We start from the raw sequence: 20908 nt of genomic DNA, 5'->3' as shown, positions 1-20908 counted from the left end.
GCCCCTTAAAGTACTTTCGCTTCGTTTTTAAGTTTTTCCACCAGCTCATCAACACTGGAGACTTTAATCCCGGCCTGACGTTCAGCAGGCGGCGTCACTTTTAGCAACTTGGTATGTGCTTTCAGCTCAACACCTAGATCAGCCGGAGTTTTAATATCTAAAGGCTTACGTTTAGCCTTCATGATATTTGGCAGAGAAGCATAGCGAGGCTCATTCAAGCGTAGATCGGTGGTCACGATTGCCGGCATGTTCAGTGCAACCGTCTGTAAACCGCCATCAACTTCACGAGTCACATTAACCTTGTCACCTTCAATCTTAACTTCAGAGGCGAAAGTACCTTGTGGCATATCAGTTAGCGCAGCCAACATCTGGCCGGTCTGATTGTTATCAGAATCGATCGCCTGTTTACCCATAATCACAAGACCAGGCTGCTCTTCATCGATCACTTTCGCCAGTAACTTCGCCACGTTAAGTGACTCAGGCATATCTTCAGTTTCGATCTGGATACCACGGTCTGCACCGAGGGCTAGCGCCGTACGGATCTGCTCCTGGCAGGCTTTAGGGCCAATAGACACCACAACAATTTCTGAAGCTGTGCCCGCTTCTTTTAAGCGCACGGCTTCTTCGACAGCAATTTCACAAAATGGATTCAAAGCCATTTTTACGTTGGCCAAATCAACATCTGTATTGTCCGACTTAACACGTACTTTGACGTTGTAGTCGATAACACGTTTAACGGTTACAAGTACCTTCATCAGCAAAGACCTTTTAGTTTTAGTTGTAAGAGCGCTTCACACACTCTGTTTTGCTTATCTCTAAATATGCGCTCATTTCGGCGACGTAGGCAATTCGCCTCAAGCATAATAAGTGTTTTCCCTAATCATACTCATTTAAAAATAATAAGCAAACACCCCTAAAATTTATAAAACCCTCCTATAGGCTAATAATCAGGCTATTTATTTATTAGGGAAAACACCTATATAATACTCCTCTATAAACGAGTCCTCTTTTATAGAGCAGTCTCACATAACTAAGTGGAATCACTAGAGAGCGGCAGAATAACGCAGATTCCTCAACCAACTATGAGGGGAGATCGACATGACAAGAGAGTCGATGGAATTTGATGTAGTCATCGTAGGTGCAGGCCCTGCAGGCTTATCAACTGCTTGCAGATTGATGCAATTAGCACAAGATAAAGAACAAGAGCTAACCGTATGCGTAGTCGAAAAGGGCTCTGAAGTAGGCGCCCATATTCTGTCCGGCGCCATTATGGAAACCCGTGCCCTAGATGAGCTGTTCCCTAATTGGAAAGAGCAAGATGCTCCGCTAACGACGGCAGTTACGGAAGATGAGGTTTACCTGCTTAAAGATGGCGACAACGGTAACAAAATCCCTAATGCCTTTGTGCCAAAAACGATGCACAACCAAGGCAACTACATTGTTAGTTTAGGTAATGTCTGCCGTTGGTTAGCCGAACGCGCTGAAGAACTAGGCGTAGAAATTTTCCCGGGCTTCGCAGCTTCTGAGATTCTTTACAATGCCGATGGCAGCGTACGCGGTATTGCCACAGGTGATATGGGCCTAACTGAAACAGGCGAGCAGAAAGACAGCTACATGCCAGGTATGGAGCTACACGCTAAATACACCGTCTTTTCCGAAGGCTGTCGTGGTCACTTAGGCAAAGAGCTGATCAACAAGTTTGATCTGAACCAAGAAGCAGATGCACAACACTACGGCATTGGTATCAAAGAGCTATGGGATATCCCAGCCGAACAGCACCAACCAGGCTTGGTCGTGCATGGTTCGGGCTGGCCTCTAGATAAAGATACCAGTGGCGGTTTCTTCCTTTATCACACGGATAACAACCAAGTGGTTGCCGGCTTGATCGTAGACCTTAACTACGCCAACCCGCATATCAGTCCATTTGATGAGTTCCAGCGTCTGAAACATCACCCTGTATTAAAGAAACATTTAGACGGCGGTACCCGTGTATCTTATGGTGCCCGTGCGATCACTAAAGGCGGCTTCAACTCTCTGCCAAAAATGAACTTCCCAGGTGGTTTATTGGTTGGCTGTAATGCCGGCACACTGAACTTCAGCAAGATCAAGGGCACTCACACGGCGATGAAATCCGGCATGCTCGGTGCTGAAGCGATCTTTGAAGCGGTAGCGTCTGGTTGTTCTGGTGGTACAGACCTTGAGCGTTATCAGGATCTATTCGAGCAATCTTGGCTATACGATGAGCTGTTCCGCTCCCGTAACTTTGGTCCTGCGATGCATAAGTTTGGTGCCATTATGGGCGGTGCATTCAACTATGTAGATCAGAATATCTTCGCCGGTAAGCTGCCGATTACCCTGCATGATGACCACGAAGACCACGCTCAGTTACAACCAGCGAGTAACTTTACGCCGATCGAATATCCTAAGCCTGATGGCAAACTGAGCTTCGACAAGCTCTCCTCGGTTTTCCTTTCCAATACCAACCACGAGGAAGACCAACCTTGCCATCTGCAATTAATGGATAGCAGCATCCCACTAGGGACAAACTTGTTAACCTTTGCAGAACCAGCACAACGTTACTGCCCTGCAGGGGTATATGAAGTGGTGGATGATGAAGAAAATGGTGGTCAACGCTTCCAGATCAACTCGCAAAACTGCTTACACTGTAAGACCTGCGATATTAAAGATCCGGCGCAAAATATCAGATGGGTTACACCAGAAGGCATGGGTGGGCCAAACTATCCAAACATGTAACCTCCCGACTTTCTTATAAAGTTGTGGAAATCTGGGGCTTCATCCATCGAAGCCTCGGATTTTTTTAGCTCAAGATAATTCCCAGATTGTTTATATTAGGTGATACTAAACCTAGGATTTCACAACCTGAGAAGCCACATGCTTAAGCTAGAACTGAAAATTCCACCTGTCGCACTGGTATTAATCTTTGCAGGCTTGATGTGGCTTTGCGCCAAATTACTGCCTTTCCTTTCGATACAAACTGAACTTCGCATTCCCATTGCAGTAGCCATTATTCTGATCGGTTTAGTGTTTGGTTTAGCCGGTGTTATTTCATTTCGTAAAGTTCAAACAACCGTGAATCCAACCACACCAGAAGCAAGCTCTGCATTAGTCACCACAGGCATATTCCAATACACACGCAACCCTATGTATGTAGGTTTGATGTGCCTACTTTTAAGCTGGGCAGTTTACCTTGCCAACCCCGCTTCATTGCTCTGTTCAGTTGGCTTTATCCTGTATATGAACAAGTTTCAGATCCAACCCGAAGAGCAAGCGCTCACCGCACTATTTGGTGATAGCTACAAGACCTACACTCAGCAAGTTCGACGCTGGCTGTAAGCTGGCGTCTTCTGGAAATACTGCTACATTTACAAGAGGTTAGCCCGCTAGGTTAAACCTGCCTGAACATTACTGCTGTTTAAATTTCGTACACAAAGCCAGAGAAAGATTTTATGACCCTGCGTTGCCATAAATGGATTGCTGCGCTTTTGATACTTATCTTTGCGCCCCTGACATCAGCTAACCAGCCTGCTGTGCCGGAATCAGACAAACCTATTCAAGTTTTACTGAACGACTGGACCAGCCAGTTAGTGCTGGCTCGAGTTACGGGTCAGGTACTGCAATCGATGGGCTATAACGTCGGTTACGTAAACAAAACCAGTAATGCCCAGTGGGGTTCACTCAAACTAGGCTTGAGCCATGTTCAAGTCGAAGTCTGGGAAGGCACTATGTCCAAGATGTTCCAACGTATGATCGATGCCGGAGCTATAGTGGATGCCGGCACCCACGATGCCATCACCCGAGAAGAGTGGTGGTATCCACTGTATGTCGAAGAGTTATGCCCAGGCTTACCAGATTGGCAGGCGCTAAAAAAATGCTCCGACCTTTTTGTTGATCCCCGCACTGCCCCGCAAGGGATGTACCTAGGCGGACCATGGGAGAAACCTGATGCCGCTCGCATCCGCGCACTCGGCATGGACTTTAAAGCGATCACCGTTGAGCAAGGCGATGATCTTTGGGTCGAGCTAAAACGTGCGGCTATCGAACAACGACCTATCGTTTTATTTAACTGGACACCCAACTGGGTGGAAGCCAAATACCCGGGCCGCTTTATTGAATTTCCAGACTATCACCCCGACTGCGAGACTAAACCCAGTTGGGGGACCAACCCGCGCTTCCTGCACGATTGCGGCAACCCGAAAAAGGGTTGGCTCAAAAAAGTCGCTTGGAAAGGCATGCCCGACACTTGGCCTTGCGCTTATGAAACCTTACAAAACATCAACTTCAGCAACGCCATGATTGCCCAGCTGGCCTCAATGGTTGATGTAGATGGTCTGAGTTACGAAGCTGCAGCTGATAAATGGATGGCCGACAACCAGACGGTCTGGTCCGAATGGATTCCTCCTCACTGTCAGATATAAAAGGATCAATGATGAAGGGTGATAGCACCATACCAATCAAGGATTCAATCGGCTTCAATCTGATCAAGCTAGTTTTTTCGATCTACATCATTATCGCCGCCATAGTAACCTTGGCTCACATGGCAATCGAATACTTCAACGTAAAGTCTTCGATGCTGCAGGATCTGCAGCTTTACCAAAGCTCGTTTGAAGAGCCTCTAGCCGATTCCCTTTGGGATTTAGATCTGGAACGCACCAAAACGATTACACCAGGTATAGTGAAACTCCCTTCTATCGTTGGCTTACAGATTTATGATTTAGGCGATTCGCTTATCTCTGCGGAAGGTTTAACCCACGACAATTTAGCTGAGCACTCTGGCGGAATTTTACCCACACAATTATTGGAACACGAGTTCTCCATTGTTTACACCAAGGAAAATGAAGAGGCTGCTGTAGGTCGAGCGGTATTTTACTCCAGCTCCGACGTTGTACTTACCAAGGTACAAGCGGGCTTCGCGCTAATCATTATTAATGCCATCATCAAAACAACCGCATTGTGGGCTATTTTCCTCTATATCGTGCGTCCTACGCTGATACGTCCCATTGAGCATCTTAGTAGTGCCTTGCAGAATTTAACTTTTGATAAGCTCAGCAAATCTGACATCACCATTCCAAGAAAACGTCATGATGAGTTGAAGGTGCTCGAGCAAAGTATCAACGCCATGACTACCCGTTTAGCGGAATCCTCAGACCAACTTAACGAGCTAAACAAAAACCTCGATAGATCTCACAAGCTAGCACTTTTGCTGCTCCGCAGCGTAACGGAAATGAAAGAGAGCAAAGAGAAACAGGACTCTTTCTCTGCGGTATCTAATGTGATCTCTGAAGCGATTCCCTGTTTATCTTCATCGGCGTTGTATATCTCTTACTACCATCAAAATACCAACCGCATTCCTAACTTAGACGCGTCAGACACGCCAATAATTGAGGAATCGTACCGCCAGGATGGAAAAATTGAGATCTTGGTTCGGGATGCTCAGATACATAGCAAGACCTCGCATTCCGAGGAAAAACTGCAAGGTAATCTGATCAACATCCCACTTCGACACGGTAAAGAGCTCGTAGGCTCCATCGAAATACTGTCAAAAACCCCCGTCAGTATCAGCATCGAAGAGCAACAATTTATCAGTACGCTGATCCCCTCTCTGATTATTTCGCTAGAAGATATCAGCATCCGCTCCAACTTGGAGACGGCTGTTAGAGAAAGAACATCAGACCTGCAGAGATCAAATCACGAAATTGCGATTAAGGCGCAAGAACTGGCTCAGATCAGTCAATCTAAGTCGCAATTCCTGTCGAACATCAGTCATGAAATCCATACACCGTTAAATGCGATCATCACCCTAACCGAGCAGAACGCTCAGAACAGCCAGATCCAAGATCCTGTAGCAGTGCTTAGCGTGATTCATCACTCAGCTGAAAACCTACTCAAAGTGATCGAAAACCTTGTCGATTACTCCGAAATAGAATCCGGCAAAGCACACCTAAACCCGATTCGATTTAACCTTGAATCACTGGTCAGCGAAGCGATCGACCACAACAAACCCGCAGCCCAAGGTAAAGGTTTACAGCTCAAACTGAAAACAAAAGTGATCAACACATCCCTGTTTGGTGATTCCAAGCGCCTGTTGCAGATTTTGAATATTTTCCTCGATAACGCCCTGAAATTTACCACCCAAGGCTCCGTGATCTTGAGCGTTTCGCAACAAGCTAGCAGCAACGCACTGTCACAATTTGAGTTTTCTATTCGTGATACCGGCCTAGGCATGGATAAAGACAAGATAAAAACCCTGTTTAACATCACCGGTAACGATAGCGCACCTGCCTTTAGCACACAGACCGGACACGGACTGAATCTATCTATCAGCAAGCAATTAATCGAGATGATGGATGGAGAGCTAGAGATCGACAGCACACCAGATGAAGGTAGTAGCTTTAGCTTTACCTTGAGTTTCAAAAACGCCTGCGAAAGTGAACCGATCGAAGACGAGTGATGAGGCTGATTTAAGTCTCATCACTCCTACGGATTAGATACGTAGACCGCCGTCCATCTCAACGATACGACCCGTAAAGAACTCGTTCTCAATAATATACTGCAGTGTATGCGCCATCTCTTCCACTTCACCTAAGCGGCGAACAGGTACAGCTGCGACCATACGCTCGATCGCTTCTGGCTTCATTTGTGCCGTCATCTCTGTCGCAATCACACCCGGTGCAATACCACCAACACGGATCTTATGGCGCGCTAGTTCACCCGCCCAACTCGTTACCATAGTTGCGACAGCAGCCTTAGTTGCAGAGTAGTTGGTCTGGCCCATATTACCAGCACGGGACACCGAGGAGATATTTACAATAACGCCACCTGTCCCTTGAGTTGCCATCGCAGCCGCTGCTTCTCGACCACAGAGAAAGGTACCGGTCATATTAACCTCGACCACCGACTGGAACTGCTCAAGACTCATCTTCGCTTGCAGCTCACCATCCTTCACTTTGATCAGCATGCCGTCGCGCATCAGACCGGCGTTATTGACCAAGCCATTAATCTCGCCAAAGTCAGCTACGATCTGTTTGAAGGTTTGCTCAACCGCAGACTCATCGGTGATATTGCACACATAACCGCGGGACTCTCCGCCGAACTCAGAACATGCAGCAACCGCTTCATCCAAATTGCCTTGATCCAAATCGATCAGTGCCAACTTACCACCCTGCTTTGCTAGGTTCTCCGCCATTGCGCGTCCTAAACCACGACCACCACCGGTGATAACAAAAACACTGTTTTTAACCTGCATACCCGAATCTCCAAAAATATGGCCATACCTGATTCAATATAGGTAATACCATCTACTTCTGTTGTTTTTATAACCTCATTTATAGCCTGTTTCGGGCGATATTACGAGAATTTTATTAGGGAAAACCCTAACAAAATGTAATTCCGGATAGAGGCGGCTGGTAACGGGGAAAGGCTGGAAAAAGCGGTCAATAGCTGGACGCGTTGCTTGCTAGAACATGACTTTATGGCTGTAATGAGAAATTAAAGCACTGTAGATACTTACTTATCGGTGATGCACTTCTTAACTTTGATAAAACATTACCCTCTACTGATACAACAAAATAGCCAATACTATGAAGGCAGTGATACCAGAACCAAAAATCAAAATATCGACATTCTGCTTCTTTCGTCTTCGAATCCATAAATACAGACCCGAAATAACCCATATCCATATGGAAATAGCGACAAAATCGACAATTATCGCCCATATATCCGAAGCAACCTGCTTCCTTTCAAATCCAGATTTAAAATGCAGATGGTGTAAAAAGCCGTACATTGATGATGGCACATACCGCTCAACTACAGCTTTGCCCTGCGCACTCTGCCAAGTAATACGGTAGTTACCGGCACCAGAATAACGCAAGATGACCAATTGACGGTTATTGGACTCTGCCAGTAGTTGGTAATCGCCTTTTAGATCGAGTCTGGTCAGCAGATTTTGCGCTGTGAGTTGCGGCGTACTGGAAGAGATCTCAGAGGGTTTGAAATCCTGCTCCTGAACGATCGCCCATCCGGGAGGAATGACATGGAATAGGTCTCGAAACCAATCATTGTGGTTCAGAAAAAACGCACTGGTCGCGTACATTAACAACCAAGGCGCCAAAAATAATGCGATATACAGATGAATCCACCGCATTATCTTGTCAAACCGAGCCCAACCCTTCTTAGTCACTCAACTCTGGCCTCTAATATTGCTAAAGCGCATATAGTAATGGAGCCAGATCGTTGTTTCTATCAAGATAACCTAGTAACAGAAGCACCCTAAGCTAATCCAAGTGGATAATTTATTTACCTAAGCAACTTCGATAGAATCGAGATAATTCAATTTCACCGGTGTTTGAACCGTCAATGATACGCCAAGGCCTGACATCTAACGTAACACGCATAGCAGTAATCGCTTTACTGCTAGTGGCGACGTTGAGCCGAGCGAGCTGGGCCGTTCAAATCTCTCAGCACGATACAGCGCCTGAGGCTGATCCTTGGCAAGTCGCTTTAGAGCATGGGCACTACCATCCACCAGCTCTCGATCATATGCACGATGAATCTTCCGGCATTTCCGAAGACGATCATCCCTTTATCCATACGGTCATGGCGCTCGATCACCAATTATTTATCATCGCATACCCAGAACGCCCTCAGGTTGATGCTAGAAGTACTTACCCAACGCTTACTTTAAATACCTTACCTCCCTATCAAAGAGATCTATATCGCCCTCCGCGGCGCAATTTAGGTTAGATATCGATCGCGCATAGCGCTTTAAAATCTGTATTAACTTTGAATGGAGTACTGGTATGAATCCAGGCTTTTCATCTGCCCTACATTCCTTCTGGAAAGGTAGCCTTATATCTGTGGCTACGGTTCTAGTGGTGCTTGTTAGTATGGGGCTATCTACACAAGCTTTTGCTCATGGTGTCGCCGAAGGTGATACTGTGTTTATCGAAAGTGCCAGTGGCATGCAGTTGTTACCCTTTATTTATTTGGGTGCCAAACACATGGTCACGGGCTACGATCACTTACTGTTTCTATTTGGTGTCATCTTCTTTCTATTCAAAATGAAGGATGTTGCCATCTACGTAACATTATTCGCTGTAGGACACAGTGTAGCCCTGCTTTATGGGGTGCTCAGCGAAACTCACGTAAACCCCTATATCGTTGATGCGATTATTGGTTTGTCCGTTGTGTACAAGGCACTTGATAACCTTGCCGCATTTCGAAGATGGTTCGGTTTTCAGCCAAACACAAAGGCTGCCGTTCTTATTTTCGGCTTCTTCCACGGCTTTGGTCTGGCAACAAAGCTGCAAGACTTCACTCTGTCAGAAGATGGCCTAGTGGCAAACATATTAGCTTTCAATGTCGGTGTGGAAATCGGTCAACTGTTGGCTTTGGCAGGCATCCTGATTGCCATGAACTTCTGGCGAAAATCACCTTCGTTTAATCAACACGCATTCGTTACCAATGCAGTCCTTATGACACTGGGCTTTATGCTCATTGGTTTTCAATTAACGGGCTATTGGGTTACTGCATAGGAATTTCCTCATGAACGATATTTCAAACATCAATAAAGACGGCTTACCGTCAACAAAGAGCCTTATCAAAGCGACTATTGCAGCGTTTGTAGCGGGCACCGTCATTCTAGTCACCACCATCCTTCCTGCTGAATATGGCGTAGACCCAACAGGTATGGGCAAGGTTTTGGGGTTAAATGTACTTAGCCAAGCGCATGCAACCGAGCCAGAAGTACCCGAGGAAGCATCACAGGCTAACAATGCTGTAAGCATTGAAAATCCGCTCTGGAAAGGCGAAACAGAACCTCGTAGTGATACGATGAAAATAACGTTGATGCCTCGACAAGGAGCCGAAATAAAATCCCCGATGAACACCGGTGATAACTTTGTGTTTACCTGGTCAGCAGAAGGTGGATCGGTTTACTTCGATATGCACGGGGAAGAACCCAATGCAGGTAAAGATGAATTTACTAGCTATTGGATCGGCAAAAACCAACAGCAAGCAAGTGGTAATTTCACCGCGCCATTCAAAGGAACCCATGGCTGGTATTGGCAGAATACAAGTGATGCTCCAGTCACTATTACGCTGAATACCCATGGTTTCTATGGTGAGCTTTATATGCCATAACAGATAAATAGAGCGAGGGCCGTAATGTGGCCCTCTTTTTCAATTTATACCATCGCATTTTAATGAGCCTTTTAGGAAATAGACTCCGCTTCTAATAACTGAACCAGCTTAGGTTTTCCATAGAAATACCCCTGTGCTGCTTCGCATCCAAGTTCAGATAATACTTTCGCCTGTTCCTCGGTTTCTACACCTTCCGCAATGACAGTAAGGCCAAAGGCATCCGATAGAGAGATAACCGATTTAATGAGGGAATAATCTGCCCCTGTTTGTTGCAAATTCGCCACAAAGCCACGATCAATTTTAAGGAAATCAACGGTGAAACGTTTCAGGTAAGCCAATGACGAATAGCCTGTTCCGAAATCATCCAGTGAAATACGAATTCCTATCTCTCGTGCACGCTTTAACCATCTTAAATTCTCAGGCGAATCCGAAAGGAAAACACCCTCTGTTAACTCGATGATCAAATGCTGAGGTGATAATCCATAATCGGCCAATCGTTGAACAACCCAATCAAGAGATAAACGATCTGGAATTTGATGTGACGACACATTAACCGAGAAATACAGCTCTGTAGAAGTTGAATTTTGAAGCAATTGGCTAACGCCTTGAGCAGCTTTATTAAATACAACTTCAAAGAGAGGCTGAATCAATCCGAACTCTTCAGCGTTACGAATAGACTGTTCTACAGATACTTTCTGATTGGTTTGCTCGGGCCACCTCATCAACGCTTCATAGCCACAAATGGAATGATCGGAAATGTTGACGATTGGCTGGAAAGCAACACACAGTTCTTCATTTTCTATTACGTTGCTGAGCTCTAACTCTATTGATCTAGATGATCTGATCTCTTTTGCCATCTCAGTATTGAAGAATCGATACTGACCTCGACCTGACTCTTTAGCTTTATACATTGCCATATCAGCATGACTGAGCAGCTCTTCCTCATCACGTCCATCCTCAGGGAATACCGCTATGCCAATACTCGTACAAGTACGAATTTCGTGCTCATGGATATGAATAGGTGTGCCCAAAGAGGTAACTATTTTTTCTGCGACAGCGCTTATATCTGTCACATTATCCACATCAGATAAGATCACGATAAATTCATCACCACCCAAACGCGCGACTACATCTGAATCCCGAATAGTGGTTTGCAGCAGCTCAGATACTTTCTGCAACAACAGGTCACCAATAGCATGACCAAGCGTATCGTTAATCCTTTTGAAGTGGTCTAAATCTAGGAACATCACCGCACTCTTTTTTGATTCTCTATGGCTGCGCAGCAGCTCTTGCTTTAAGAGTTCATTGAGTAAGGTTCGATTAGGCAGTCCTGTTAATTGATCATAGTTAGCCCGATATTTAATCTCGTCTTCAGCTGCTTTCTTCTGGGTAATGTCACTGAATATTGCGAGATACTCTTCAACCTGGCCATGCTCGCCCTTCAAAGCAACAATTGTTTGCCACTGAACATAGAGCTCACCGTTTTTCTTACGATTATGAATCTCACCCTGCCAGGAACCTTCGGTTTCCAAGGCCGCGTACATGATTTGATAAAACTCTTTATCATGCTGCCCAGAACTGAGTATCGATGCGTTCTGTCCTAAAATTTCATCTTCTTCATACCCTGTAATTTGCGTGAAAGCAGGGTTAATCATTTTTACATTGGCGTATGCGTCCGCAAGAAGTATCGCTTCTGAGGCGGAGTTAAAAATAGCTTCTGCTTTACGTTGCCGCTCAGCTGCTTCCTTTCTTTCCGACACATCACGCGCGAAACCGACCGTCCCTATGACTTTATCGTGATGAACTACAGGCGATTTAAACGTCTCTATCCAGATTCTTTCGCCTTCGGATTCAACTTTCTCTTCAACCACTTTGCCTTTGGCTGAATTAATAACTTTTAGATCATCTATTCGATATTGATTGGCCAGATCTGTAGGCCAAACATCAAAGTCTGTTAGCCCTTCAACTGACTCTGGATTGTGCTTTCCACACGCATCGGCAAAGGCTTTATTAACCGATAAAAATTGACCATCATTATTTTTTAACCAAATAAGGAAAGGGAAATTATCTAGTAAAGAGCGCATCCTCTGATGAGCGATTTCTAGTTTCTCTTTTTCCTGTAAACGCTGAATCTCAAGCCGCTTCAAAGTAGTGGACATTGTATTGAAGGCTTGGACCGTTTCAGACAGCTCATCATTGCCACGTACAGGCAGTTTGAATCCAAGATTACCTTCTCTGATTTTGTTCGACGCTAGAGTCAGCCCCGTCAACTGATTAGTTAAGTAAACGCCTAATAAGGCAGAAAATGCTGCAACGAGAAGAATTTCAAATACGGCAAGGGAGACAGTCTGATTGATTGCTGTATTGAGAAGGTTAGCCATATAGCCCTGATCAATCCCAAACTGGACGTAACCCGAAATTTGCCCTGAAACCTCAATAGGTATCGTGCGATGTAGGGTTTCAGAAGAACGATAGAAGTCACTTGCCGTTTTCTCATCTAACAACCAGCTTTCAACGAGAATGTTGTAGTCATTATCCCAAAAACGAACATATGCTAGCTCTTGAGTCTGTATGACGTTATCCGCTAAAGACTGCAAAGTAGCTATATCATAGGAAATGACCGCATCCTCGCTGGCTGCAATCATAAGTGACTCAGTGAGTTTGACCTTACGTAGCGCTTCTTCTTGGTTGGAATCTCGAAGCATAGAGATAAAATTGAGCGTGAGGATACCCAGAAGGATAAGCTCAATCACTGCTACCCCTAGGACGGTTTTAGTACGAAACTTCATTTATCCCTACTAAACAGCAAATCTAAAGGAGCAATTTTAATACACAGCAGCTATAGAAATCATTAACCTCGGTCAGTATGCAGGATTCAACGGTTCAATTCAGCTTTTCCTCTAGCGTTAGCGTCCTAAAAGGCGCAGCCGATCTCTAGCGAAGCGTCCTGATTTACCTCTAGCCGCAAAGCGGCGTCCTGCCCCTAAACAAAAAAACCGGCACATGCGCTAAGTACATGGCCGGTAAGAGAGCAGAATCTGAAAAATAGGTGGGATAGCTCCTAGTGGAAGAAACTATCCCTGTGGGTAATTTTTCTTGGGGGTTAAATGGCGCCTCGCGCTTCGATTAATGCTTCTATCTCAGGAAGAATTGAAGCGTCATCGATGGTTGAGGGCATTTTATACTGCTCTTTAGCTGCAATCTTTCGCAGTATCGCACGCAGAATTTTGCCTGATCGTGTTTTAGGCAGTCGTTGCACGACGATTGCGCTTCTAAAGCAAGCAAGGGCACCTACTTGTTCACGGACCATTTTTACCAGCTCCGTTTGTAGTTGCTCTTCTTCGATCTGTTCACCGGCTTTTAGTACGATCAAACCTACTGGCAGTTGGCCTTTGAGTTCGTCGTTTACACCGATGACTGCACACTCGGCTACTGCAGGGTGAGCGGAAACAACCTCTTCCATTTCACCTGTGGATAAACGGTGGCCGGATACGTTGATCACATCGTCGGTACGGCCAGTGATGTAGATATAACCGTCGTCGTCTTTAAAGCCGCCATCGCCGGTGTGGTAGTAACCCGGGAAGGCTTCTAGGTAAGAGCTAACGTAACGATCATTGTTGTTCCAGATGCTCCAAGCAACGCCCGGTGGCATCGGCAGTTTCACGCAGATATTACCTGCTTCGCCGTCTTCAACTTCGTTACCGTCGCCATCCAATACACGGATGTCGTAGCCTGGAATAGGCTTATTGGTAGAGCCTAGGCGCGCTTCAGATGGATTGCCCCAACCCATCATTGGAGCCGTCATCGGCCAGCCAGTTTCGGTCTGCCACCAGTGATCGATCACCGGCACTTTCAGCAGATCAGACAACCAGTGGTAGGTTGAGGAATCTAGCTTCTCACCCGCTACAAACACCCATTTAAGGCTGTTTAGATCGTATTTGTGTGAGAGTGCACCTTCTGGGTCTTCTTTACGAATCGCTCGGAAAGCGGTTGGCGCACAGAACATAGAGTTAACTTTATACTCTTCGATTACGCGCCAGAATGTACCTGCATCCGGTGTTTTGATCGGCTTACCTTCAAAGAAGATCGCGCTACAGCCGCCCATCAGCGGGCCGTAAACAATGAAGGAGTGACCAACAACCCAACCGATATCGGACGCGCCCCACCAAACATCACCTGGGTGCATGCCATAAACGTTATTCAGGGCGTAACTCAGTGCCACCGCATGACCGCCATTATCACGGACGATCCCTTTTGGCTGGCCAGTAGTTCCCGATGTGTAAAGAATATACAGCGGGTCTGAACCTTTAACCGGTGTGCATGGCGCAGGCTCGACACCTTCCTGAACTTCGATCCAGTCCAGATCGCCATCGCGGTCCATATCGGCTTTAACCATCGCACGCTGGAACACGATGGTGTGCTCTGGCTTGTGATCGGCCAGATCGATCGCTTTATCCACCAGCGGTTTATAGGCAATGGTTTTATCAAACTCGATACCGCAAGACGCGGTTAGAATCATCTTCGGATTAGCGTCATCGATACGAATCGCCATCTCTGCAGGGGCAAAGCCACCGAAGACAACCGAGTGAATTGCACCTAAGCGAGCGCAAGCCAACATCGCCACGGCTGCTTCGGGAATCATCGGCATGTAGATTAGAACCGTATCGCCTTTTTCAACGCCTTGAGCTTTTAGCGCTCCGGCAAAACGGGCAACACGATCGAGAAGCTGGTTGTAGGTAATGGCCTCTTTTTTACCGGCAGCAGGCGAATCGTAATACAGCGCAACCTGCTCACCACGGCCATTTTCCACATGGTAATCCAGTGCTAAATAAGCGCTGTTTAGCTCACCATCGGCGTACCAGCTGTAGGTACCAAAATCTGTTTTTGTAAGGGTCTTTGTCGGCTTTTTGAACCAAGAAATACGGTCAGCCTGATCCGCCCAGTAAGCTTCGGTGTTCGCCAAAGCCAACTGATACTCATGATTGTATCCCATCGAATCAACCTCAATTATTTTTGTTTTAGGTTGGAAAGTCCTGCCAGCACGCATCAACTGGCAGGTTTCGCTTATCTGTGGATAAGTTTTTTTTACTGGTCTTGGTAAAGGCGAAGAACGCTGGAGAAGTCCAGCCCGCCGTTACCGTTGGCTTTGTGCAGATTGAACAGTGCACGTGCCTGCGAACCCATTGGAGTTGGGGACGCACTTTGTTGGCTAAGCTCCATCGCCAGACCTAAATCTTTGAACATTAGATCGACTTGGAAACCGCCTTGATAATCGTTAGAAGAAGGTACGCCTTCCATCACACCTGGGAACGGGTTGTAAACCTGTAGCGACCAGTTGTTACCGGAGCTCTGCTTCATAATTTCAGATAGCACTGCTGGATCTAGGCCGTTCTTCACACCCATGTTTAGGGCTTCAGATGTACCTGTCATTAGGATCGCTAGCAGCATGTTGTTACACGCTTTAGCGACCTGACCTGCACCGTTGCTACCGGCGTGGAAGATGTTTTTACCCATGCACTCAAGCACTGGTTTTGCTTTAGCGAACTGCTCGTCAGACGCACCCACCATGAATGCTAGTGTGCCTGCTACCGCACCGCCTACACCGCCAGATACTGGCGCATCGATAAAGTTAATACCGCGCTCGGCACCTACTGCTGCAACCTGCTTAGCTGTTTCGGCATCGATCGTAGATGAGTCGATAATCAGTGCACCATCAGCAACCACATCAAACAGTGGCGCATCACCAGACACCATCAAACCTTCAACATGCTTACCCGCTGGCAGCATTGTGATAACAAACTCAGCATCTGTTGCTGCATCTACGGCTGTCGCAGCAGCTTGGCCACCTTCAGCCACTACTTTGGCAATTGCATCTTGAGACAGGTCGAATGCTTTAACTGAGTGACCCGCTTTAACAAGGTTGATCGCCATTGGACCACCCATGTTACCTAAACCTATAAAACCGATAGTCGCCATTTTTCTAGTCCTGTTATTGTTATAACTAGTTATTTAATCTGGATGCTTAACGCTGCATCCCATCTTCATTGCCCACGCCTTACAAATTGGCGAGTGGGTTCTCCTGTCCGTCGCCTTTCCAAGGTGACTCAAAAAACTCAGCTACTTTTGCCTGATCGACCTCTGCCAGTGTTGGATAGGTCCACTGCGGCTTGCCATCTTTATCCACAAGCAGCGCTCGCACGCCTTCTGGGAATTCACGATGACTGCAGCACTGCACAGAGAGTACTAGCTCGGCACAGAACACCTCTTTCAGGGACATCTGATCGGTGCGTTCTAGTTGCTGTTTGATCAGGTTGATCGCAAGAGGACTACCATGGCCGATCGCTTTCTGGGAGCGATTAATCCACTTGTCGTCGCTTTCAACCGCCAACAGTGCAGAAACAATCTCTTCAACGCTGTCGTGATCGGTAATATTCTGGATAAAGTCGTAATGCTGTTTAATCGGGGATTCCGATTTGAACTGCGGTTGCGACTGCTCTTCTACAACCCGTAACACGCGGTTAACGGCAGCTGTTGCACAGCCATCCCAGTTTTCCGCTTGTAGCCCTTCAACCATGTTCTGGCGTAGTTCATTCGCAACAAAGCGATCTGCCAAGCCAAGGAACAGAGCATCAGCAGCGAACATTGGGTTACCCGTCAGACCTAGGAACAGACCTGTACGACCCGGCATGTGATTGAGGAACCAACTACCGCCTACATCTGGGTAAAGACCAATCGTCACTTCTGGCATCGCCAAATGAGAGCTTTCGGTCACAATACGGTGGCTACAGCCGTTCATCAGGCCCATGCCGCCGCCCATCACAATACCCGCACCCCAACAGATGATTGGTTTTGGATAAGTGTGGATGGTGTAATCCAGCGTGTACTCTCGAGTGAAAAAATCTTCTGGGAAAGAAGCATCGCCCTCACCGGTCATCGCCTTATAAAGATTGACGACATCACCACCGGCGCAAAACGCTTTCTCACCGGCGCTATCCAGCAGGATCGCTACGACAGAATCGTCCGTTTTGCACTCGTCCAGTTTTGGCTGAATCAGGTCGATCATCTCCAAGGTCAGCGCATTCAAAGAGCGCTCGGCATTCAGACTGATCTCAACAATCTTCTTGCCGTCTTGGGTTGGGTATTCGTTAAACAGTACGCAGCTCATCAATCAGTCCCTTATTGGTTTTTCCACTCAGGTGCACGCTTATCTAGGAATGCGTTTACACCCTCTTTCTGATCTTCGGTGTGGAATAGATCAACAAACAGTTCACGCTCTAAACGGTAACCGGCATCCCAGTGATGAGTGCGGTTGTTCTGAATAAGTTGCTTACACGCTGCGATCGCAGTTGGGCTTTGTTTTTCTACCGCTTTTGCCAACTCCATCGCTTTGTCGTACGCCTGACCTTGTGGAACCAGCTCTTCGACTAAACCGATGCCTTTCGCTTGTGGCGCTTTAATACGCTCGCCGCAAAGGATCATGCGCTTAGCCCAACCTTCGCCTACCAGCATGGTTAGGTTCTGCGTGCCGCCAGCACATGGCAAAAGACCAACCGTTGCTTCTGGCAGAGCCATCTGCGCTTGCTCTTCGGCTACGCGGATATCACAGGCTAGCGCGACTTCTAAACCGCCACCCATAGCAAAGCCGTTGATCGCTGCGATAGATACACCGCGGAATTTAGATAAGCTTTCAAAAGCACGGCCAAACTGGCTCGCCATCTCACGTGCCATAGCACGATCACCATCGGCAAACAGGTTTAGATCAGCACCGGCAGAGAAGAACTTCTCGCTAGTAGAACGCAGTACCAAAGCGTAGATCTGTTTGTCTTGGTTTAGCTCGTCAACGATCGTGACTAAACCCGACAAGCTCTCTTCGGTCCAAGTGTTGGCCGGAGGATTATTCATGGTGATAACGGCTGTATGACCGTGTTTTTCTACAATCAATTTATCTGTCATAGCTTTCTCCAATTCTCTCCTACCGGATCACACAAGATCCGCTGCATCTTCCATCAATACTCGACGAGCAATAATGACGCGCATAATTTCGTTAGTGCCCTCAAGGATACGGTGTACGCGGTTATCGCGTAGGTAGCGCTCCAATGGGTACTCTTTGATATAGCCGTTGCCGCCAAAGATCTGCAGAGCTTCGTCAGCAATGTTAAAACCTACATCTGTGGCAAAGCGTTTTGCCATCGCGCAGTACGCTGTTTTATCGGCATGGCCTGCATCCAGTTTCGATGCTGCCAAACGTACTAGCTGTCTTGCTGCCACAAGCTCAGTTGCCATATCTGCCAACTTGAACTGCAACGCTTGGAAGTGCGCTAGCTCTTTACCAAACTGCTTACGCTCATGCAGATAGTCGCGCGCTTTGTTCAGCGCCGCTTGTGCGGTACCAATCGAGCAAGTCGCGATATTGATACGGCCACCATCAAGGCCTTTCATCGCAATTTTGAAGCCGTCACCTTCATTGCCCAGTAGAGCAGATGCAGGAACTACCACGTCTTCAAAGGTAATCATTCGTGTCGGCTGGCTGTTCCAGCCCATCTTTTCTTCTTTACGGCCGTATACGATGCCATCGCTCTTAGCATCCACCGCAAAAGCAGAGATCCCTTTTGGCCCCTCTTCACCTGTACGTGCCATTACTACAAGTACATCGGTACTACCGGCACCCGAGATAAAGATCTTGCTACCATTTAGAATGTAGTTATCACCCTCACGACGTGCCGTAGATTTAAGGGAAGCAGCATCAGAACCGGCATTTGGCTCGGTTAAGCAGTAAGACGCTAGTTTCAAACCAGCAGTTAGATCTGGGCACCAGTGCTCGCGGGTTTCCTGATTACCAAAATCGGCAATCATCCACGCGGCCATGTTGTGAATCGTGATAAACGCAGTGGTCGAGGTACAACCCATCGCCAACTGCTCAAAGATAATGCTGGCATCTAAGCGGCTCAGGCCTAGACCACCGACATCTTCCGGTGAATACAGGCCACAAAAGCCCATCTCACCTGCTCGACGCAGCACATCAACAGGAAAAATCTGTTTTTCATCCCACTCAGCTGCATGGGGCTCAAACTCATTTTGCGCAAAGGCACGGGCCATATCGGCGAATGCAATCTGATCTTCATTCAGCTCGAAATCCATTGCTCTCTCCTTAGGTGGAAAGAGGTCACGCAACCGTGCCTCTTTCTCGTTATTGTTCTGTTCGTAACAACTGATTACTTCAACTGGATCGTTGTGTTCACGCCAGTATCGATATCATCTTCAAACCAACGTGCTGTCACAGTCTTAGTCTCGGTGTAGAACTTAACCGCTTGCTTACCGTAAGCGTGCTGGTCACCGTAGAAAGATTTTCTCCAGCCTGTGAAAGAGAACATTGGTAGAGGCACTGGTACTGGTACGTTGATACCAACCTGACCTACTTTGATCTCGTGCTGGTACTTACGTGCTGCTGCACCAGATGAAGTGAACATGGAAGTACCGTTACCGTATGGGTTCTCGTTGATCAGCTCGATCGCTTCTTCCAAGGTATCTACTTCAAGCGCAATCAGTACTGGACCGAAGATCTCTTCTTGGTAGATAGACATGTCGCGCGTTACACCACGGAACATTGTTGGGCCAACCCAGTTACCGTCTGGGTAACCATCAACTACGCATTCGCTACCATCTAGAATACATTCTGCACCGGCGTCTTTGCCTTCTTGGATGAAGTTAAGAACACGCTCACGCGCCTGTGGATTAATTAGTGGGCCGTAACCTGCTTTTGGATCATCCCACGCACCTGGCTGTACTTTCGCTAGGGCATCACGTACTTCTGGGATCCACTCGCGTGCTTCACCAACGAATACCGCAACAGAGATCGCCATGCAGCGCTGACCTGCCGCACCCACAGAGGCACCAGCAATGCTGTTAACCACTTGGTTTTTAGACGCATCCGGCATAACCACCATGTGGTTCTTCGCACCCGCGAATGCCTGTACACGTTTCATTTTGTCAGTACCAGTACGGTAGATATGCTCACCTACAGCCACAGAACCTACGAAGGAGATTGCAGGCGTATCTTTGTGAGTCAGCAGTTGGTCTACCGCATCTTTTGTACCGTGAACAACTTGTAGAAGACCGTCTGGCGCACCCGCTTCTTTGAATAGCTCAGCCAAGCGCATTGGCGTTAGTGGATCTTGCTCAGATGGCTTAAGTACGAAGGTGTTACCGCAAGCGATCGCCATTGGGAACATCCATAGAGGGATCATTGCTGGGAAGTTGAATGGTGTAATACCAACACATACACCTAGTGGCTGAGTGATGCTGTAGCAATCGATCTTACGCGCTACGTTTTCAACTGTTTCACCCATAGATAGAGAAGCGATGTTACAAGCGTGTTCTACAACTTCGATACCACGCCAAACGTCACCTTTCGCATCTTCAAATGTTTTACCTGTTTCTTGAGCAAGAAGTGTAGCTAGCTCATCGTGGTTCTCTTTCAGCAGGTGCTGGTAACGAAGCATTAGACGAGCACGCTCACCTACAGGAGTATCTTTCCAATCTTCAAACGCAGCTTTGGCAGCTTCTACCGCTTGATCAACCTCTGCAGCTGTTGCGCAAGGAACCTGTGCAATCACTTCCTGCGTAGCAGGGTTAGTTACTGGAAGCAGGGTCTGTGATTCACTCTGAATAAATTCGCCGTTGATAAGTAAAGGTACTTGCTGTGTCATTCTCTGATACCTGTATTTCTTGTTGTAGTTGTATTGTTTTACGT

General features: G+C 47.0%; 17 protein-coding genes. 7 read left to right on the top strand and 10 right to left on the bottom strand.

All coding sequences use genetic code 11. The features are described from left to right. Positions 1–5: 5 nt before the first annotated feature. The gene (locus tag ACMXYU_RS00545; RefSeq protein ID WP_415899701.1) at positions 6–755 is read right to left on the bottom strand and encodes an electron transfer flavoprotein subunit beta/FixA family protein; all 750 of its coding nucleotides are present in this window, start codon (positions 753–755) and stop codon (positions 6–8) included. A 343-nt stretch (positions 756–1098) separates the two neighbouring features. Between ACMXYU_RS00545 and ACMXYU_RS00540 the strand changes: the two genes are divergently transcribed. From ACMXYU_RS00540 to ACMXYU_RS00525, 4 genes are all read left to right on the top strand, one after another. Continuing rightward, positions 1099–2754 (top strand): electron transfer flavoprotein-ubiquinone oxidoreductase, encoded by a 1656-nt coding sequence (locus tag ACMXYU_RS00540; RefSeq protein WP_415899700.1) that lies wholly within the window; start codon positions 1099–1101, stop codon positions 2752–2754. Between the two features lie 138 nt (positions 2755–2892). Next, the gene (locus tag ACMXYU_RS00535) at positions 2893–3354 is read left to right on the top strand and encodes a methyltransferase family protein (RefSeq protein WP_415893019.1); all 462 of its coding nucleotides are present in this window, start codon (positions 2893–2895) and stop codon (positions 3352–3354) included. 113 nt (positions 3355–3467) lie between these two features. Then, the gene (locus ACMXYU_RS00530; protein WP_415899699.1) at positions 3468–4436 is read left to right on the top strand and encodes an ABC transporter substrate-binding protein; all 969 of its coding nucleotides are present in this window, start codon (positions 3468–3470) and stop codon (positions 4434–4436) included. Beyond that, complete coding sequence (locus ACMXYU_RS00525) at positions 4376–6469, top strand: ATP-binding protein (RefSeq protein ID WP_415899698.1); 2094 nt, start codon at positions 4376–4378, stop codon at positions 6467–6469. The genes ACMXYU_RS00530 and ACMXYU_RS00525 overlap by 61 nt, the downstream gene beginning before the upstream one ends. Before the next feature lie 33 nt (positions 6470–6502). On the opposite strand, the gene ACMXYU_RS00520 is transcribed toward ACMXYU_RS00525, so the two are convergent. Both ACMXYU_RS00520 and ACMXYU_RS00515 read right to left on the bottom strand, forming a co-directional pair. Beyond that, on the bottom strand, positions 6503–7264 hold the full coding sequence (locus tag ACMXYU_RS00520) for an SDR family oxidoreductase (RefSeq protein ID WP_415883064.1): 762 nt from the start codon (positions 7262–7264) through the stop codon (positions 6503–6505). A 306-nt stretch (positions 7265–7570) separates the two neighbouring features. Next, positions 7571–8161 (bottom strand): PepSY-associated TM helix domain-containing protein, encoded by a 591-nt coding sequence (locus ACMXYU_RS00515; protein ID WP_415899697.1) that lies wholly within the window; start codon positions 8159–8161, stop codon positions 7571–7573. A 212-nt stretch (positions 8162–8373) separates the two neighbouring features. On the opposite strand from ACMXYU_RS00515, the gene ACMXYU_RS00510 reads away from it, so the two are divergent. From ACMXYU_RS00510 to ACMXYU_RS00500, 3 genes are all read left to right on the top strand, one after another. Continuing rightward, the gene (locus tag ACMXYU_RS00510; protein ID WP_415899696.1) at positions 8374–8760 is read left to right on the top strand and encodes a hypothetical protein; all 387 of its coding nucleotides are present in this window, start codon (positions 8374–8376) and stop codon (positions 8758–8760) included. 143 nt (positions 8761–8903) lie between these two features. Beyond that, a complete protein-coding gene (locus ACMXYU_RS00505; RefSeq protein WP_415901140.1) occupies positions 8904–9551 on the top strand; it encodes a HupE/UreJ family protein in 648 nt (215 codons plus the stop codon). 10 nt (positions 9552–9561) lie between these two features. After that, positions 9562–10158, top strand: a complete 597-nt coding sequence (locus ACMXYU_RS00500; protein ID WP_415899695.1) for a hypothetical protein — start codon at positions 9562–9564, stop codon at positions 10156–10158. A 71-nt stretch (positions 10159–10229) separates the two neighbouring features. On the opposite strand, the gene ACMXYU_RS00495 is transcribed toward ACMXYU_RS00500, so the two are convergent. The 7 genes from ACMXYU_RS00495 to ACMXYU_RS00465 all read right to left on the bottom strand — a co-directional run bounded on the left by ACMXYU_RS00495 (position 10230) and on the right by ACMXYU_RS00465 (position 20864). Next, positions 10230–12947: an EAL domain-containing protein gene (locus ACMXYU_RS00495; RefSeq protein WP_415899694.1), complete on the bottom strand. Its 2718-nt coding sequence runs from the start codon at positions 12945–12947 to the stop codon at positions 10230–10232. Between the two features lie 314 nt (positions 12948–13261). After that, positions 13262–15151, bottom strand: a complete 1890-nt coding sequence (locus ACMXYU_RS00490; protein ID WP_415899693.1) for an AMP-binding protein — start codon at positions 15149–15151, stop codon at positions 13262–13264. 92 nt (positions 15152–15243) lie between these two features. After that, positions 15244–16134, bottom strand: coding sequence for a 3-hydroxyisobutyrate dehydrogenase (mmsB, locus tag ACMXYU_RS00485; protein ID WP_415883055.1), 891 nt, complete (start codon positions 16132–16134; stop codon positions 15244–15246). Between the two features lie 79 nt (positions 16135–16213). Further along, positions 16214–17323: an enoyl-CoA hydratase/isomerase family protein gene (locus ACMXYU_RS00480; RefSeq protein ID WP_415899692.1), complete on the bottom strand. Its 1110-nt coding sequence runs from the start codon at positions 17321–17323 to the stop codon at positions 16214–16216. 11 nt (positions 17324–17334) lie between these two features. Beyond that, complete coding sequence (locus ACMXYU_RS00475) at positions 17335–18111, bottom strand: enoyl-CoA hydratase (RefSeq protein WP_415886476.1); 777 nt, start codon at positions 18109–18111, stop codon at positions 17335–17337. Between the two features lie 27 nt (positions 18112–18138). Beyond that, positions 18139–19296, bottom strand: a complete 1158-nt coding sequence (locus tag ACMXYU_RS00470) for an acyl-CoA dehydrogenase family protein (protein ID WP_415886475.1) — start codon at positions 19294–19296, stop codon at positions 18139–18141. 74 nt (positions 19297–19370) lie between these two features. Continuing rightward, a complete protein-coding gene (locus ACMXYU_RS00465; RefSeq protein WP_415899691.1) occupies positions 19371–20864 on the bottom strand; it encodes a CoA-acylating methylmalonate-semialdehyde dehydrogenase in 1494 nt (497 codons plus the stop codon). Between the last annotated feature and the right edge of the window lie 44 nt (positions 20865–20908).

It is taken from the genome of Neptuniibacter sp. QD48_11 (assembly GCF_047778095.1).
In the GTDB taxonomy this organism is placed as follows: domain Bacteria; phylum Pseudomonadota; class Gammaproteobacteria; order Pseudomonadales; family Balneatricaceae; genus Neptuniibacter.
Note: the sequence above shows the minus strand (reverse complement) of the source record. Positions and strands in the feature narration are given on the sequence as shown.